13 protein-coding genes, 2 tRNA genes and 1 pseudogene are annotated in these 14,710 nt (G+C 67.3%); 7 read left to right on the top strand and 9 right to left on the bottom strand.

All coding sequences use genetic code 11. The annotated features are described in order from the left end of the window. The coding region (locus tag ABZF37_RS10720; RefSeq protein ID WP_372719724.1) for an integrase core domain-containing protein at window positions 1–126 on the top strand (126 nt) is incomplete at its 5' end. 569 nt (window positions 127–695) lie between these two features. On the opposite strand, the gene modC is transcribed toward ABZF37_RS10720, so the two are convergent. The 4 genes from modC to ABZF37_RS10700 are packed head-to-tail and all read right to left on the bottom strand — an operon-like array spanning window position 696 to window position 3,770. After that, window positions 696–1,853 carry a molybdenum ABC transporter ATP-binding protein gene (modC, locus tag ABZF37_RS10715; RefSeq protein WP_372719720.1) on the bottom strand — a complete coding sequence of 386 codons (1,158 nt, stop codon included), beginning with the start codon at window positions 1,851–1,853 and terminating at the stop codon, window positions 696–698. Then, the gene (gene modB, locus ABZF37_RS10710) at window positions 1,850–2,527 is read right to left on the bottom strand and encodes a molybdate ABC transporter permease subunit (RefSeq protein ID WP_372719718.1); all 678 of its coding nucleotides are present in this window, start codon (window positions 2,525–2,527) and stop codon (window positions 1,850–1,852) included. The genes modC and modB overlap by 4 nt, the downstream gene beginning before the upstream one ends. Then, entirely contained in the window at window positions 2,524–3,294 is a 771-nt protein-coding gene (gene modA, locus ABZF37_RS10705) for a molybdate ABC transporter substrate-binding protein (RefSeq protein ID WP_372719716.1), read from the bottom strand. The genes modB and modA overlap by 4 nt, the downstream gene beginning before the upstream one ends. After that, complete coding sequence (locus ABZF37_RS10700; RefSeq protein WP_372719714.1) at window positions 3,291–3,770, bottom strand: histidine phosphatase family protein; 480 nt, start codon at window positions 3,768–3,770, stop codon at window positions 3,291–3,293. The genes modA and ABZF37_RS10700 overlap by 4 nt, the downstream gene beginning before the upstream one ends. A gap of 86 nt (window positions 3,771–3,856) precedes the next feature. Here ABZF37_RS10700 and ABZF37_RS10695 point away from each other — a divergent pair, with 86 nt between their 5' ends. From ABZF37_RS10695 to ABZF37_RS10685, 3 genes are all read left to right on the top strand, one after another. Continuing rightward, a complete protein-coding gene (locus tag ABZF37_RS10695; RefSeq protein ID WP_372719712.1) occupies window positions 3,857–6,106 on the top strand; it encodes a VanZ family protein in 2,250 nt (749 codons plus the stop codon). Window positions 6,107–6,160: 54 nt separating this feature from the next. After that, on the top strand, window positions 6,161–6,421 hold the full coding sequence (locus tag ABZF37_RS10690; protein ID WP_372719710.1) for a hypothetical protein: 261 nt from the start codon (window positions 6,161–6,163) through the stop codon (window positions 6,419–6,421). Between the two features lie 188 nt (window positions 6,422–6,609). Further along, window positions 6,610–7,008 carry an MAPEG family protein gene (locus ABZF37_RS10685; protein ID WP_372719708.1) on the top strand — a complete coding sequence of 133 codons (399 nt, stop codon included), beginning with the start codon at window positions 6,610–6,612 and terminating at the stop codon, window positions 7,006–7,008. Between the two features lie 129 nt (window positions 7,009–7,137). Here the strand turns inward: ABZF37_RS10685 and ABZF37_RS10680 are convergent, their stop codons facing one another. The 5 genes from ABZF37_RS10680 to ABZF37_RS10660 form a co-directional block, all read right to left on the bottom strand. Continuing rightward, window positions 7,138–8,250 (bottom strand): dihydrolipoamide acetyltransferase family protein, encoded by a 1,113-nt coding sequence (locus tag ABZF37_RS10680; protein ID WP_372719706.1) that lies wholly within the window; start codon window positions 8,248–8,250, stop codon window positions 7,138–7,140. A 4-nt stretch (window positions 8,251–8,254) separates the two neighbouring features. Continuing rightward, window positions 8,255–9,232 carry an alpha-ketoacid dehydrogenase subunit beta gene (locus ABZF37_RS10675; protein ID WP_372719704.1) on the bottom strand — a complete coding sequence of 326 codons (978 nt, stop codon included), beginning with the start codon at window positions 9,230–9,232 and terminating at the stop codon, window positions 8,255–8,257. Beyond that, complete coding sequence (gene pdhA / locus ABZF37_RS10670; protein ID WP_372719702.1) at window positions 9,225–10,292, bottom strand: pyruvate dehydrogenase (acetyl-transferring) E1 component subunit alpha; 1,068 nt, start codon at window positions 10,290–10,292, stop codon at window positions 9,225–9,227. The genes ABZF37_RS10675 and pdhA overlap by 8 nt, the downstream gene beginning before the upstream one ends. 572 nt (window positions 10,293–10,864) lie before the next feature. Further along, window positions 10,865–10,940: transfer RNA gene (locus ABZF37_RS10665), tRNA-Asn, on the bottom strand. Between the two features lie 59 nt (window positions 10,941–10,999). Beyond that, a complete protein-coding gene (locus ABZF37_RS10660) occupies window positions 11,000–12,133 on the bottom strand; it encodes a pyridoxal phosphate-dependent aminotransferase (RefSeq protein ID WP_372719722.1) in 1,134 nt (377 codons plus the stop codon). 127 nt (window positions 12,134–12,260) lie between these two features. Here ABZF37_RS10660 and uvrB point away from each other — a divergent pair, with 127 nt between their 5' ends. From uvrB to ABZF37_RS10645, 3 genes and pseudogenes are all read left to right on the top strand, one after another. Beyond that, the gene (gene uvrB / locus ABZF37_RS10655; protein WP_372719700.1) at window positions 12,261–14,294 is read left to right on the top strand and encodes an excinuclease ABC subunit UvrB; all 2,034 of its coding nucleotides are present in this window, start codon (window positions 12,261–12,263) and stop codon (window positions 14,292–14,294) included. 55 nt (window positions 14,295–14,349) lie between these two features. Beyond that, window positions 14,350–14,426, top strand: a tRNA-Val gene (locus ABZF37_RS10650). An 80-nt stretch (window positions 14,427–14,506) separates the two neighbouring features. Further along, a pseudogene (locus tag ABZF37_RS10645) lies at window positions 14,507–14,710 on the top strand (serine protease); the annotation flags it as partial.

Genomic DNA, 14,710 nt, shown 5'->3' with positions numbered 1-14,710 from the left:
GAGGCCGCCTACTGGTGGATGATCGAATACAACGAGCAACGACCACACGACTCGCTGGGCGAGATGACGCCCGTCGAGTACCGACAACACGTCGCCGGGAGTTCTACTTCTGAAGTGTCTGCTTGACAGGGGAGCTTACGGATCCAACTCCGTCAACGAGTTGGATCAATAGCTTAAACCTAAATGTCAACAGGCCCTAGCAAGATGGCCAGGCGGACCGGTACGCTGTCGCTTGGTTTCGTCATTGGGCGGCAGGGGGATCGGCCCGCTCCGTGATAACTCCTAGTCCAAGGCGAATTGCTGTTGTCGCGGCCACCGCGCTTGCTCTGCTAACGGGGGCCTTTCTGTTTTATCGCGAGTGCGCGTTCGGTGGTGGCATGCCTGGCTGGTACCGCGACTGCGCGTGCCTCGGCATGGAACGCCTTGATTATGACCAGACCGCCGCCGACGGTCCTCGTCGCACGATGTGCTTCGGCATTGTCACGGCGCGTACCTGCTATTTGCACCAGGATGGGCCAAGCGTTCCGTGTGAGTCCCTTCCATACCGGTGACGCTTAACGGGTCACTCAACCCGAACCCGCTTCGCGGGCCGGCGCAGCTCAGGTTTTACGCACCTGATCGCCCAACAAACCCGCCCCTTCATCGCGCAATAAATGCTCGCCTCGTCCGGGCCGGACTGCGCGACGCCCGCGCGGTCACCTGGGTAGGCTCGCAGAGGACGGGGCCTTATCCACAGCCTGACCGCCCCCCAGCACCCGCCGATCGAAGGACACGCTCTTGACCAGGGCCCAGACGCGCTGCTGCGGGGCCAGCCCGAGTGTCGCCACCGCTTCGCGGGTGATGCGGGCGCGCAGGTGCGGTCCCCCCGCCTGCGCGTCACCCAGCTCCAGCAGCAACTCCGCGTAGGCGCTGGCGGAATCGGTGTCGATGCGCAGCACGGTGGCTTGCAGCTGGTTGCGGATGCTCACCCCGTCCACGCGGTGCAGGGCGATGGCGACGTCTCGGGCACGTACCCGCAGCCGAATCGGCGTGCCTGGGAGGGCGTCGATGTGAGGCAGGGACAGGCGCTGGCCGGCGACGTCCAGTTCGGTGAGGGCATAGTCCGGCACCTGCCGGCACACACGCGCGTCCAGCAGCACGCCGGCCTCGAAGTGGCCGGATACGGCTTCCGCCTCCGGGCGCTCCAGCACGGCATGGACTTCGCCACGAGTCACCACCCGGCCGGCCGCCAGCACCAGTACCTCGTTGGCGAGCTGGGCGACCTCCTCGACCGCATGCGACACGTAAATCAACGGGATGCCGAAACGCTCCGGCAGCTGCTGGATGTAGGGCAGCAGCTGCGCCTTGCGCTTGAGGTCGAGCGCGGCCAGGGGTTCATCCAGCAGCAGCAGGCGCGGATTGCACAACAAGGCGCGCGCAATGGCCACGCGCTGGCGTTCGCCGCCGGACAGATCCGCGGTGCGCCGGCCGAGCAGGGCATCCAGATCCAGCGCGGCGATGACCGGCTGGAACCCGGGCGCGCCCGATCCGTGCCGCGCCCGCGCATGGGCGTAACGCAGGTTGCCGAGCACGGACAGGTGTCCGAACAGGCGGGCGTCCTGGAACACGTAGCCGATGCCGCGCCGGTGCGCCGGCACGCGCAGGCGGGCCGCGTCGTCGTGCAGCACGGCGCCGTCCAGCGCCACCTGGCCGCGCGCCGTCGCTTCCAGGCCGGCCAGGGCGCGAAGCAGGGTGCTTTTGCCGCTGCCGGAGGCGCCCATGACCGCGGTGATGCCGGCCAGCGGCAGGGTCTCGCTGACCCGCAGCGCAAACGCGTCGCGATCCAGCGCCAGATCGAACGCGAGCACGCTCACCCGATGTGCACCGGATAGCGGCGGTTCAGCGTGTACACCAGCACCAGCACCGCGAACGAGAACACCAGCAGCCCACCGGAAAGCAGGTGCGCCTGCGCGTAGTTCAGGGTTTCCACCTGTTCGTAGATGGCAATCGAGATCACCCGCGTGCGGCCGGGGATGTTGCCGCCCACCATCAGCACCACCCCGAACTCGCCCAGCGTGTGCGAAAAGCCCAGCACCGTCGCCGTCAGATAGCCGCGAAATGCCAGCGGGCTGGCCACGCTAAAGAACGCATCCAGCGGCCGCGCGCCGAGCACCGCCGCCGCCTCCAGCGGGGACCGGCCGACCGCCTCGAAGGCGCTCTGCAGGGGCTGCACCACAAACGGCATGGAATACAGCATCGAGGCAAGCACCAGCCCGCTGAAGGAAAACGTCAGCGTCTCGCCGGTCAGGCGCAGCCAGGTCCCGCCAAGCGGCGTTTCCGGCGCCAACATCACCAGCAGGTAAAAGCCGATCACGGTCGGCGGCAGCACCAGCGGCAGCGCCGTCAGTGCCTCGATGAGCGGTTTGACGCGCGCCCGGGTGTGGGCCAGCCACCAGGCCAGCGGTGTGCCGGCCAGCAGCAGCAGCGCCACGGTAACCCCGGCCAGGCGCAGGCTGAGCCAGACCGGTCCCAGGTCGAGTCCGGTCATGGCAGGTCGTAGCCGAGCTCGGCGATCACGGACCGCGCCGCGGGGCTTTTGAGGTAATCGAGCAGGGCGCGTGCCGCCGGATTGTCGCGCGCCCGCGTGACCAGAATGGCGTCCTGTTCAAGCGGTGCGTACAGGTCCTGGGGAACCTTCCAGTAACTGCCGGGGCGGGACCCGACCGGGACCGTGGACAGGGCCACCAGGCCCGCCTCGGCCGCGCCACTGGCGACCATCGAATAGACCTGCCCGATGTCCTCACCGCGCACCAGCTTGTCCTGAAGGGTCGGCCACAGGCCGAGGTTTTCAAGCGTCTGCTGCGCCGCCACGCCATACGGCGCCACTGCCGGGTTGGCGATCACCAGGTGCCGAAAGCCGCCCGCACGCAGGTAAGCCTGGCCGTCGACACCGATGACCTGCGGGTCCGGGCTCCACAACGCCAGCCGGCCGATGGCGTAGGTAAAGCGCGACTCGGCCACGCCCAGCCCACTTTTCTCCAGCACGTCAGGCCGCTCCACATCGGCCGAGAGCAGTACGTCGAAGGGCGCGCCTTGCTGAATTTGCGCCGCGAGCTTGCCCGACGAGCCGAGTACCACGGTGAGCTGATGCCCGCTGGCCCGCTCGAAGGCAGGCTCGATGCGCGCGATGGCGCCGGCGAAGTTGGCCGCCACGGCCGCAATCACCTCATCCGCGTGGGCCACCGCAACGTTCAGCACCAGGGCCGCAGCGATAATTGCGCGGCGCAGGTGACGGTCGGTCCTGTCCTTGGTCAACGCCGAGCCATGCGCGTCAGGTGTTCCGGGGGAAGCAGCCACAGCAGGTTCGCGGTTCCCGCGCGCGGCGTGGCGCGAAATTCGATCAGACAGGCGGCGGCGCATTCGAACTGGAAAAAGCGCCCGGCATCGCCGGTCAGCATGTGACATACCCAGTGGCTGAGGTCGTTCTCGTGGCCGACCACGGCCAGCGCCGGCATCGACTGGCCACACACCCAGGGCAACAGCCCATCCAGCGCGCCCGGCGCCAGGGCGGCCGTTTCCTGCGTCGGTGCCACGAACGCCTCGGCCAGCAAAGCCGCCGTCTGGCGCGCCCGCCGCAGCGGGCTGTGTGCGATCAGGCCGACGTCCGGCGCCAGCGCCTGCAATGGGCCGCGCACCTGGCGTAGTAGAACCGCACCAGCGGGGCTCAGCGGACGCTCGGCGTCCGGCTGTCCGGGCTCGGCGGGAGCATGGCGGATGACAAGACAGCGCATGGCAGCACCGGCAATAACACAGGGCGCCGGTATTATCGCCGCCAATGCCGTTACTACGGCCATTGGCCGCCGCCTGGAAACCTGGCATGCAAAACACAGGATCTGAACGCCGCTGGCTGCTGCTGTGGCTGCTAATGACCAGCCTTGTGGTGTACGGCTCGCTTTATCCGTTCCAGTGGCGACCAGAGCCACTACCCTGGCAGACATTGTTGGTGGTGCCGCGGCATATCTCGCGCAGCGACATCATCGGCAATCTGGCCCTGTTCATCCCCTACGGCTTTTGCGGCTTGCTGGCACTGCGCTGGCCGCGCCCGGCTGCGCTGCTGGCGGTGCTGGTCACCGGCCTGCTGCTGGCGCTGGCGTTACAGGTGGCACAGTTGTGGACAATGCGGCGCACAGCGGCGCTTTACGACGCCGGTTGGAACGGGGTCGGCATACTGGCTGGCCTGGTTGTGGCTCAGGTAGCGAGCGCATGGTCGGCCGGTCGTGGACCGCTGCGTGTGTCCCACGAACGCCTGGCGGCCTTTCTGGTGGTCGCCGCCTGGCTGGGCAGCGAGCTGCTGCCCTGGGTTCCATCGCTGGACTGGCAACATGTGAAGGACAACCTGCGCCCACTGCTGAATGGCTTTTCCGGGTTATCCATACTGGACGCAACCGGCGCCGGGCTACGCACGCTGGTGGCCGGCGAAGCACTAGCGGTGGCGTTCGGTCCGGCCGGGCTGCTGGCCTTGCTACCACTGTGCGGCGTACTGCTGGCCGGCAAAGCCTTGGTGATCGGCCAAACCGTAGGCATCAGCGTAGCCGTCGGGGTACTGGCAGGGGCTGGCGTGTCGCTGGCCAGTCAGTTACTGGCGCCCGCCCCACGCCGCTTGACCCTGATCTTGCTGCTGCCAGCCGGCATGGCGGCACTGGCGCTGCTGCCACTCGATCCCTATGCGCCGCACCTGGCCGCGGATTGGGTGCCATTTGCCGGACTGCTGCGCGGCGACATGCTGCTGAACGCACAAGCGCTAGCCGGGCGGCTGTTTCTGTACGGCGGCCTGCTGTGGCTGCTGCGCCGTGAGGGCGCACGACTGCTGCCGGCCAGTGTCGGCCTGGCCGTATGGTTGATGCTGCTGGAACTGCTGCAGGTGGTCCTGCCCGGCCAGCGGGCGGATATCACAGAACCGCTGTGGGCCTTGCTGTGCGGCTGGGCCTGGGTCTTGCTGCCAACCGCAAGCACCGTGGCGCTTGCCAGACCCCCGGCTCACGCAGCGCCACCCTCACAGACAGCGGCGCCCACCCGCCCACAACGGACAGGTCCATGGGCCTGCGCATGGCGCGCGCTTCTGCTGGCGGTGATCCTGACTTTGGCACTCGCCGACCTGCTGCGCCTGCCAGGCCTGCCGTACAACGTGCTTGAGTTGTTTCGATTCAATGGCGCGCTACCGTCATTGTTCGTGTTCAGCCTGGCCGTACTTTGGATCGGTGCATCGTCGGCCTGGATCGGCCATGCGCTCGCGGCTGGACGTCGACCGTGGCGGTTTTTCCCGACTTCGGTGCTGCTTTCAGCCTTGGTCAGCCTGGGCCTGCTCTATGCGAGCGTGACCACCGAGAGCATTCTCGATATCTCCGGCTCTAACAACCTGTATCACTTTGTCACCCAGCGCGACATCTGGGGGCCATTTTTTCGAGAGCTATTCCATCTTATAGGCCCTACGGCCGTACAGGCGCTGGAGCGTCCGGTGCGCTATGTTGCTTTGGTTGGGCCACTATGGTTTGTTCTGGCGTTTGCGGTGGCGTTCTCCCGGGGCCTGCGTGGGCGAGACGCGCTGTACGCGTTCACCGCTGCCCTGCCGTGGCTGTGGCTGTGTAAGGCGATTGCCTTCGACGGCTCGTCCACCGACAACCTGAACGAACTGATCGCCCGCGATGGAAGGTGGGGCCTGGGTGGCGGGGGCTATTTGTACTGCCTGTTGGCTCTGCTGTGCGCGAGTGCGGCACTGCTCGCACATCGCTGGCGGCACTGGGCATTGGCACCAGTGGCCTGGTTGCTGGTAGCGGCCAGTGTCCCGCTGGGTTGGTGGTTGCTGACTCATGGCCTGGAACCCAGAGTCCAGAAATACGACCGCGTGTTTTCAGGGTGGCAGTTTCTGCTCGGGCCGGATCGGGATCAGCGGCTGAGCGAAGCCGCCTTGTTCTGGCGTTGGACGGCCCTGCACCTGAGCGCCGTATTTGCGCTGGCCGTCGGCGCGTGGACCGCGGCGCCACTGCACCAGACTATCGGCATCCGGCACCCGCCCGGTTCATTGGCGCGTGAGGGGAATCAAGGCACACCCGGGCGGCATACCGCGTAATTGGCGCTGCGCCCGCGGCCAATGCCGCTGGCGACATCCACCACGGAGTCCGCCATGCACGCGCGTGAAGAACTGAAAAATTTGCTCGACACCCTGGCCACACAGCGCGACGAACTGATCGTCCAGGCACACCTCGCCAGACTGGAGGCCGAAGAAGACTGGTTGAAGATGGAGCAACAACTCGAACACCTGCGCGCCAAAGCCGGCCAGGCAGGAGCCGTGGGCGTTGATACCGCGCGCGAAGTTCTGGCGGCGGCCAAGCTCGCCGGCGAGGAAATCGCCCGCGGCTACGAGCGTCTGCGCCGGACGCTGTAAGCACGCCAGACCCGGCTGCTGGCCAGCGCCGGCACCACCCTGGGAGCCCGGCCCATTAGCCGGGCCGCGACGCTGGCGCTACCCCAAAACACCCGCGCCTTGGGTGGGATGCAAGCTCGACATATCATCCGCCACGCCGGCCACGGCCGGCATTGGTGCCTGATAGAGCTAACACCAGAGGGGATCACATGACCGCACAAATCACATGGCTGTGTTTCGGCCTGCTCGGATTACTCCCGTTCGCACTCGGCTTCTGGGTATCCATCAACCGCGGCCGCGCCGGGGCCAATTACAGCTACTCGGACGACCCCACCCACCCCCTGCATAAGGCCGTGCGAGCCCACGGCAACGCTATCGAGTACGTGCCGACGCTGATGGTGCTCACCATCGCGCTCGACCGCATGCTGCCGGGCCAGGCCACGATGTGGCTGGTCGTACTCGCCACGCTGGGCCGCTATCTACACGCCATTGGCATGTTGACCTGCACCTCGCTGGGCGACCGTCACCCACTGCGCATAGCGGGCTCGGTATTGACCTACTTCCCGGGACTGATCATGGCGGTCCTGGTTATCCTGAAGGTGCTCTGACCGGGACCTGCGATGGGGCGGGTGCGCCAGCACAGACGCGCCCGCCCATCCGTTGGCGATTTCGCGGTAACAGGCGCGCGATTCGCTCACGCGCGCCGAGGCCTGGTCCGGGTTCCTGCACAGCGCCGTTTACGCGGCCTGCTCCAGGTCGCCCTTCACGGCCATCAAAAAACGCGCCGCCTCGCCGCCGGTGACAACCCGGTGGTCGAAGCTCAGCGATAGGGGCAATACGCGCCGCACGGCGGGCTGGCCGTCCACCGCCAGGACCTGATCGCGCGCGCGGCCGGCGCCGAGGATGGCCACCACCGGCGGTACCAGCAGCGGCACCGCGTAGCGGCCGCCGAGCGGGCCAAAGTTGCTCAGCATGATGCTGGCGCCGCGCATTTGCTCGGGTTTCAGGCTGCGCGTGCCTACGGCGGCCATCAAGGCATCAAGGGCCGTGCGCAGTTGCTTGGCTGACTTGCTGGCGGCATCGCGCAGCACCGGCACAAACAGGCCCTCCGGGCTGTCGACAGCGATGCCGACGTCGATTTTCTTCAGCAGCCGCCGGCCCATGTCCTCGCTATCGAACCAGGCGTTCAGCGCCGGCTCGGCCTGGCAGCCGGCGACCAGCGCCCGCAGCAGGCGTGTCATGGGGTCGCTGCCGGACGCCCAGGCGTGGATGTCGGCGTCCTCGAACAGTGCCGCGGTAGCCACTTCGGCCTGCGTTTTGGCCATGTTGACCGCCATCGCCCGGCGCGTGCCGGTGAGCGGTTCCAGCGGCCCGGTTTCGGCATAGATGCGCGCCACGCGCTCAACATCGGTCTTGATGATGGTGTTGTTGGGGCCGCCCGGCGTGACCGAGCCCAGATCCACACCCAGGCGCTTGGCGAGCGCGCGCACTGCCGGCGTGGCGCGAATGCCCACCGCCGGCCGGCCGACGCTTTGCGGGGTTTCGTCGAGCACCGCGCTGCCGGCCGCGACGTTGCCGACCACGGTACCGGCGTCGGCGCTGGCCCCGCCGACAAATTCCACCAGCGGGGCGCCGACCTCGACCCGCGCACCGACCTCGGCGCACAGGCGCTCGATCTCGCCGGTGCGTGGTGAGGGCACTTCGACCACCGCTTTATCGGTCTCGACCGAGACCAGCGGCTGGCCCTCGACCACGTGATCGCCGGGGCCGACGTGCCAGGACAGCAGTTCCGCCTCGGCCAGACCCTCGCCAAGATCGGGCAGCGCAAACACCTTTGCAGGTTCATTCATCGAATCAGTGCTCCAGTACGCGGCGGGCGGCCGCCAGAATCCGCTCCGGTCCTGGCAGGTAGCTGTGCTCCAGACGCGCCAGCGGCATCACCGTGTCGTAGCCGGTGACGCGCTCGACCGGCGCCAGCAACGAGAACAGGCCAGGGCCGGCGAGCAGGGCGGCGATTTCCGCGCCGAAGCCACCGCTGAAGGGCGCTTCGTGGACGATCACGCAGCGTCCGGTCTTGGCCACCGACGCCAGCAGGGTGTCGGTGTCGAGTTGTTGCAGCGTGGCGACGTCGATCACCTCGGCGCTGACGCCACCCTCGGCCAGGCTGTCGGCCGCACTGAGGCAGTCATGCACGCTGGCGCCCCAGCTGACCAGGGTCAGGTCGCTGCCCTCGCGCAGCACGAAGCACACATCCAGCGGCAGCGCCTCGCCGTGATCGACGACCTCCTCTTTCATGGAGCGGTAGATGCGTGCCGGCTCCAGGAACACCACCGGGTCGGGGTCGCGGATGGCGGCCAGCAGCAGGCCGTAGGCGCGTGCTGGCGATGACGGAATCACCACCCGCAGCCCGGGAACGTGAGCCAGCATCGCCTCGTTGCTCTCGGAGTGGTGTTCCGGCGCGTGGATGCCACCACCGCACGGCGCGCGCAGCACCATGGGGCAGGTAAGGCGCCCACGGGTGCGATTGCGCAGCCGGCTGGCATGGCTCACCAGCTGGTCGATGGCCGGGTAGATAAAACCCGAGAACTGGATTTCCGCCACCGGGCGCAGGCCCTCGGCGGCCATGCCAACAGCTACCCCGGCGATCAGGTTTTCCGCCAGCGGCGTGTCCATGACCCGCTCGCCAAAGCGCTGCTGCAGACCAACGGTGGCGCGAAACACGCCACCGTTGACACCCACGTCCTCGCCCAGGACCACGACCGTGGGGTCATCCGCCAGGGCGCGGGCGAGCGCCAGATTGACGGCCTCGACCAGGGTGCGTTGCTCAGCCATGGGCGGCTCCGGCCACGTCGGCGCGCTGCCCGGCAAGACTGGTCGGCAACTGCGCGTGGAGATAGTCGAACATATCGGTCGGATCCTGCGCTGGGGTGGCCAGATAGGCCGCGACCGCGCGCTCGACCTGGGCATCGCAGTCGCTGATCAGCCGCTCCTCGTCGGCCGCGCTCCACAGTCCCTGCCCGGCCATGAACTGTCGCTGCCGGGGCAGCGGGTCGCGCTTCCAGGCGGCGCTGACTTCGGCCTCCGGACGGTAGCGGCGGGCGTCATCGGAGGTGGTGTGATCACCCAGGCGGTAGGTCAGGCCCTCGACCAGAGTCGGCCCATCGCCGCGCCGCGCCCGGGCCAGCGCCCGCCCCATCACCTGACGCACCGCCAGCGCGTCGTTGCCATCCACCTGTTCGCCGGGTACACCGCCGGCGACGGCCTTTTGCGCCAGCGTGGCGCAGGCCGTCTGTTTGGACAGTGGCACCGAGATTGCCCACTGGTTGTTGCTGATCACGAACACCAGCGGCAATCGCCACACGCCGGCCAGGTTCAGCGCCTCGTAAAAATCGCCTTTCGAGCTGGCGCCGTCACCCAGGCAACACACCGCCACGCGCTTTTCGCCGCGCAGGCGCATGGCGCTGGCGACACCGGCAGCGTGCGTGCACTGGGTCGCGATGGGCACGCAATACGGAAAGTCCCGCCGCGGGCCGGCAAAGTCGCTGCCACGCTCGTCGCCACCCCAATAGCGCAGCAGTTCTTGCATGGCCACGCCACGCACCATCAGGGCACCGGCCTCGCGGTAAGTTGGCAGCAGCACGTCGTCGGCGCGCATGGCGTCCGCCAGTCCGACGTGCAGCGCTTCGTGACCCAGGCTGGAGGCGTAAGTCCCGAGCTGGCCGGTGCGTTGCAGACGCACCGCGCGCTCGTCGAAGCGGCGCGTCAGCACCATCCAGCCGTACAGGCGGCGCAGTGCGGCAGCGCTGATACGCGGCAGCCGACCAAGCGCCTGGCCGCGTTCGTCGATGAGCTGGTGATGGGCGACGCTGAAACGGGCGACGGTGGTTTTCACGCTTCCCCTCCGGTTAATGGTCCCGGAGTTGTAATGCCTGCAGCCGATCAGGGCAAGGCCGATTCCAGGATGTCCCAATAACCGGCGCGTGCGCCGCCCCTCCAGGGCGGACGCGACGAGCGCTGGGGATGAGGAAGCAGGCAGAACCGAAAAAAAAAGCGGCGGGGGCCGGAATGGTGGGGTGCCAATCACCATCGGGAGGGAGGAGGGGAAGGTGCCCGGCCCCCGCCGAGTTTAACTACAGCAGGTAGCGTGCCAAGAGTGAGAAACGGCGTGTTTACGTAGCTGATGCGCCTGGAGGCGACGGTACCGGCAGCAGCCGCGCACTGGAACGGGGACCACTCAATGCCGGGCGCACCAAAGACGGGCTGCGATCATGCCGCCCAGCCGCGGGTATTGAGTATTGAAAGACGGGAAAACGGCCGGCGGCGCTTTCGCCGCGGCCCCGTTTCAGACGATCAGCGCGAACACCATGCCCACCGCAACAATGGCGGCGACGGTGGCGATCAAGGCCTTGGGCAGGGTGTTGATCATGCGCTACAGGAACGTGCCGCGAGGGCAGACTTCAGAATTGGCTCCCCGGGACGGGCTCGAACCGCCGACCCAGTGATTAACAGTCACTTGCTCTACCAGCTGAGCTACCGGGGAAAAGGAGGCCGCGTAGTCTAGGTGCCGGCCCGCCGGCCGGTCAAGGCACGGGCGGGCGCTCAGCCCAGCGCCGCCTTGAGCCGGCGCATGGCTTCCTTGAGGTTGTCCAGGCTGGTGGCGAACGACAGCCGCAGGTAACCCGGTGCGCCAAACGCGCTGCCCGGCACCAGGGCCACCTCGGCCTTTTCCATCAGCCAGGCAGCGAACTGGACGTCGTCGCCGACGCCCGGCGTGGCGGCGATGGCATCGGCCACGCTGAAGAAACAGTAAAACGCCCCGTCGGCCGGCGCGCAGCGGATACCCTTGATGTCGTTCAGCGCCGCCACCACGTAGTCGTGGCGCTGCTTGAAGGCGGTGTTCATCTGCTGGATGAAGCCCTGGTCGCCCTCCAGGGCGGCCTGCGCCGCCACCTGCGAAATGGAGCAGGCGTTGGACGTGCTCTGCGACTGGATCTTGGCCATCTCGCCGATGACGCGCGCGTCACCGGCGGCGTAGCCGATGCGCCAGCCGGTCATGGAATAGGCCTTGGAGACGCCGTTGAGCACCATGGTGCGCTCGTACAGCGCCGGGCAGGCGTTGACGATGTTGCGAAACGGCGCGCTGTCCCAGCGCACGTGCTCGTACATATCGTCGCTGGCAATCCACACCTGCGGATGGCGCAGCAGTACCTGGCCCAGGGCGGCCAGTTCGGCCTCCGAATACACGCTGCCGGTCGGGTTCGACGGGCTGTTGAGCACCAGCAGCTTGGTGCGTGGCGTGATGGCGGCCTCCAGCTGCGTCGGGCTGATCTTGAACTGGCTGTCGAGGCCGGTTTCAAGCACCACCGGCGTGGCGCCGGCCAGCAGCACGATGTCCGGGTACGAGACCCAGTACGGCGCCGGGATGATGACCTCGTCGCCCTCCTCCAGCAGCACCTGCGCCAGGTTGTAGAAACTCTGCTTGCCGCCGGACGACACCAGTACCTGCGCCGGCTGGTAGGTGAGGCCGTTCTCGCGCGCGAACTTGTCGACGATGGCACGGCGCAGCTCGGGCGTGCCCTCGACCGCCGTGTACTTGGTAAAGCCGCTGTCGATGGCGGCCTTGGCGGCGTCCTTGACGTGCTGCGGCGTGTCGAAATCCGGCTCGCCGGCGCCCAGGCCAATGACCTTGCGCCCGGCGGCCTGCAACTCCTTGGCCTTGGCGGTGACCGCCATGGTGGCGGACGGCTTGATGGCCGCGACGCGGGCGGCGAGCTTCAGTTCCACGGTACAGACCCCGATCTGGGCAGGTGACAAAAAAAGGGCGGCTAATATACGGGTTTGCCTGTCGCCAGCGTACCCCATGACCGAACCGTTCCAGCTTGTCAGCCCTTTCGAACCAGCCGGCGACCAGCCGCAGGCCATCGCACGCCTGGTCGAAGGCGTGCAGGCCGGCGAGGACGCGCAGGTGCTGCTCGGCGTCACCGGCTCGGGCAAGACCTTCACCATCGCCAATGTCATCCAGGCGGTGCAGCGGCCGACGCTGGTGCTGGCGCACAACAAGACCCTGGCGGCGCAGCTGTACGCCGAATTCCGGGATTTTTTTCCGCACAACGCGGTCGAGTACTTCGTCTCCTATTACGACTATTACCAGCCGGAAGCCTACGTGCCGGCGTCCAACACCTATATCGAAAAAGACGCCTCCATCAATGCGCAGATCGAGCAGCTGCGTCTGTCCGCCACCAAGGCGGTGCTGGAGCGTCGCGATGTGATCGTGGTGGCGTCGGTATCAGCCATCTACGGCCTGGGCGACCCACGCATGTACCTGAGCATGGTGCTGCACCTGTCGCGCGGTGAGCGTATCGACCAGCGCGCCATCCTGCGCCGCCTGGCCGAGCTGCAATACACGCGCAACGACCTGGAACTCAAGCGCGGCACCTACCGCGTGCGCGGCGAAATCGTCGACGTGTATCCGGCGGACTCCGAGACCGACGCCGTGCGCATCGAGCTGTTCGACGACGAGATCGAGTCCCTGGCGTATTTCGACCCGCTGACCGGCGCCATCCAGCGCCGCGTGCCACGCCTGACCATCTACCCCAAGACTCACTACGTCACGCCCAAGGAGACCATTCGCGCCGCGGTGGATCAGATCCGGGTCGAGCTGGGCGAACGGCTGCAGGCCCTGCGCGCCGCCGGCAAGCTGGTCGAAACCCAGCGCCTTGAAGAGCGCACCCGCTTCGACATGGAAATGATGCAGGAACTCGGCTACTGCTCCGGCATCGAGAACTACTCGCGCTACCTGTCCGGCCGCGGTCCCGGCGAGGCGCCGCCGACCCTGTTCGACTACCTGCCGCCCGACGCCCTGCTGGTGGTGGACGAAGCGCACGTCATGACGCCGCAGCTGCGCGCCATGTACCGCGGCGACCGCTCGCGCAAGGAAGTGCTGGTCGACTACGGCTTTCGCCTGCCGTCGGCGCTCGACAACCGGCCACTGAAATTCGAGGAATGGGAACGCCTGGCGCCGCAGGCCATCTTTGTGTCAGCCACGCCCGGTCCGTACGAACTGGGCCGCACCTCCACCATCGTCGAACAGGTGGTGCGCCCGACCGGCCTGGTGGACCCGGAAGTCGAAATCCGTCCTGTCGCCAGCCAGGTGGACGACCTGCTGTCCGAGATCACCCGCTGCGCCGCCGCCGACCAGCGCGTGCTGGTGACCACGCTGACCAAGCGCATGGCCGAGGACTTGACCGATTACCTGGCCGAGCACGATGTGCGCGTGCGCTACCTGCACGCCGACGTCGAGACCGTGGAGCGCTCCGAGATCATCCGCGACCTGCGCCTGGGCGCCTTCGACGCGCTGGTCGGCATCAACCTGCTGCGCGAGGGCCTGGACATGCCGGAAGTGGCCCTGGTGGCCATTCTCGACGCCGACAAGGAAGGCTTCCTGCGCTCCGAACAGTCGCTGATCCAGACCATCGGTCGCGCCGCGCGCCACCTGAACGGCCGCGCCATCCTGTACGCCGACCGCATCACCGGCTCCATGCAGCGCGCCCTGGCCGAGACCGACCGCCGACGCAACAAGCAGAGGGCTTTCAACCTGGAGCACGGCATCACCCCGCGCGGCGTACAAAAGGCGGTCGCGGAACTGCTCGACATCGGCCGCAGCGAGGCCGGCAGCAACGCACGCCGCACGCAGGCCAAAGTGGCCGAGCCAGCGGCCGAATACCAGGCCCTGTCATCAAAACAGCTCGGCCAGCTCATCGCCCGCCTGGAGCAGGATATGTACCGCCACGCCGAGAACCTGGAATTCGAACAGGCGGCGCAAGTACGGGATCGCATTCACACCATTCGGGAGACTGCGCTGCGCGGTGGGGCTGTGGATATTGCCCTGCCGTGAACGGCTGCCGCATTGCTGCTCACGGCGGCGCTGTGCTACTGTTCGGGCCGTTTTCAGGCGCGTAGCTCAGTTGGTTAGAGCACCACCTTGACATGGTGGGGGTCGTTGGTTCGAGTCCAATCGCGCCTACCAGAAATCAAAGCCCGCAAGCTCGCGCCAGCGCCGGGCTTGCGGGCTTTTCCGTATCGGGGCCCACGGATTCCGGGACGCCTATGATCGAGCCCCTGCTGCTGACCACCGTCCGGGTTTCCACCTTCGACGGCGATCGACCCCTTACCGGGGCCAGCGGGTTTTTCTTCGAGCGCGACGGGCGCGTATTCCTGGTCACCAGCCGGCATGTGGTGATCGACACGCCCAGCGACCATAACCCCGACCGTCTCGAAATCGAGTTCCACGCCGACGCGCAAAATCTGGTG

Source organism: Immundisolibacter sp. (genome assembly GCF_041601295.1).
Lineage (GTDB): Bacteria > Pseudomonadota > Gammaproteobacteria > Immundisolibacterales > Immundisolibacteraceae > Immundisolibacter.
Note: the sequence above shows the minus strand (reverse complement) of the source record. Positions and strands in the feature narration are given on the sequence as shown.

Excerpts from the sequence above, each read along its gene's own strand:
- modB (WP_372719718.1), bottom strand. The coding sequence starts at position 2,527 with ATGACCGGACTCGACCTGGGACCGGTCTGGCTCAGCCTGCGCCTGGCC.
- ABZF37_RS10700 (WP_372719714.1), bottom strand. The coding sequence starts at position 3,770 with ATGCGCTGTCTTGTCATCCGCCATGCTCCCGCCGAGCCCGGACAGCCG.
- ABZF37_RS10695 (WP_372719712.1), top strand. The coding sequence starts at position 3,857 with ATGCAAAACACAGGATCTGAACGCCGCTGGCTGCTGCTGTGGCTGCTA.
- ABZF37_RS10690 (WP_372719710.1), top strand. The coding sequence starts at position 6,161 with ATGCACGCGCGTGAAGAACTGAAAAATTTGCTCGACACCCTGGCCACA.
- ABZF37_RS10685 (WP_372719708.1), top strand. The coding sequence starts at position 6,610 with ATGACCGCACAAATCACATGGCTGTGTTTCGGCCTGCTCGGATTACTC.
- ABZF37_RS10680 (WP_372719706.1), bottom strand. The coding sequence starts at position 8,250 with ATGAATGAACCTGCAAAGGTGTTTGCGCTGCCCGATCTTGGCGAGGGT.
- ABZF37_RS10675 (WP_372719704.1), bottom strand. The coding sequence starts at position 9,232 with ATGGCTGAGCAACGCACCCTGGTCGAGGCCGTCAATCTGGCGCTCGCC.
- ABZF37_RS10660 (WP_372719722.1), bottom strand. The coding sequence starts at position 12,133 with ATGGCGGTCACCGCCAAGGCCAAGGAGTTGCAGGCCGCCGGGCGCAAG.
- uvrB (WP_372719700.1), top strand. The coding sequence starts at position 12,261 with ATGACCGAACCGTTCCAGCTTGTCAGCCCTTTCGAACCAGCCGGCGAC.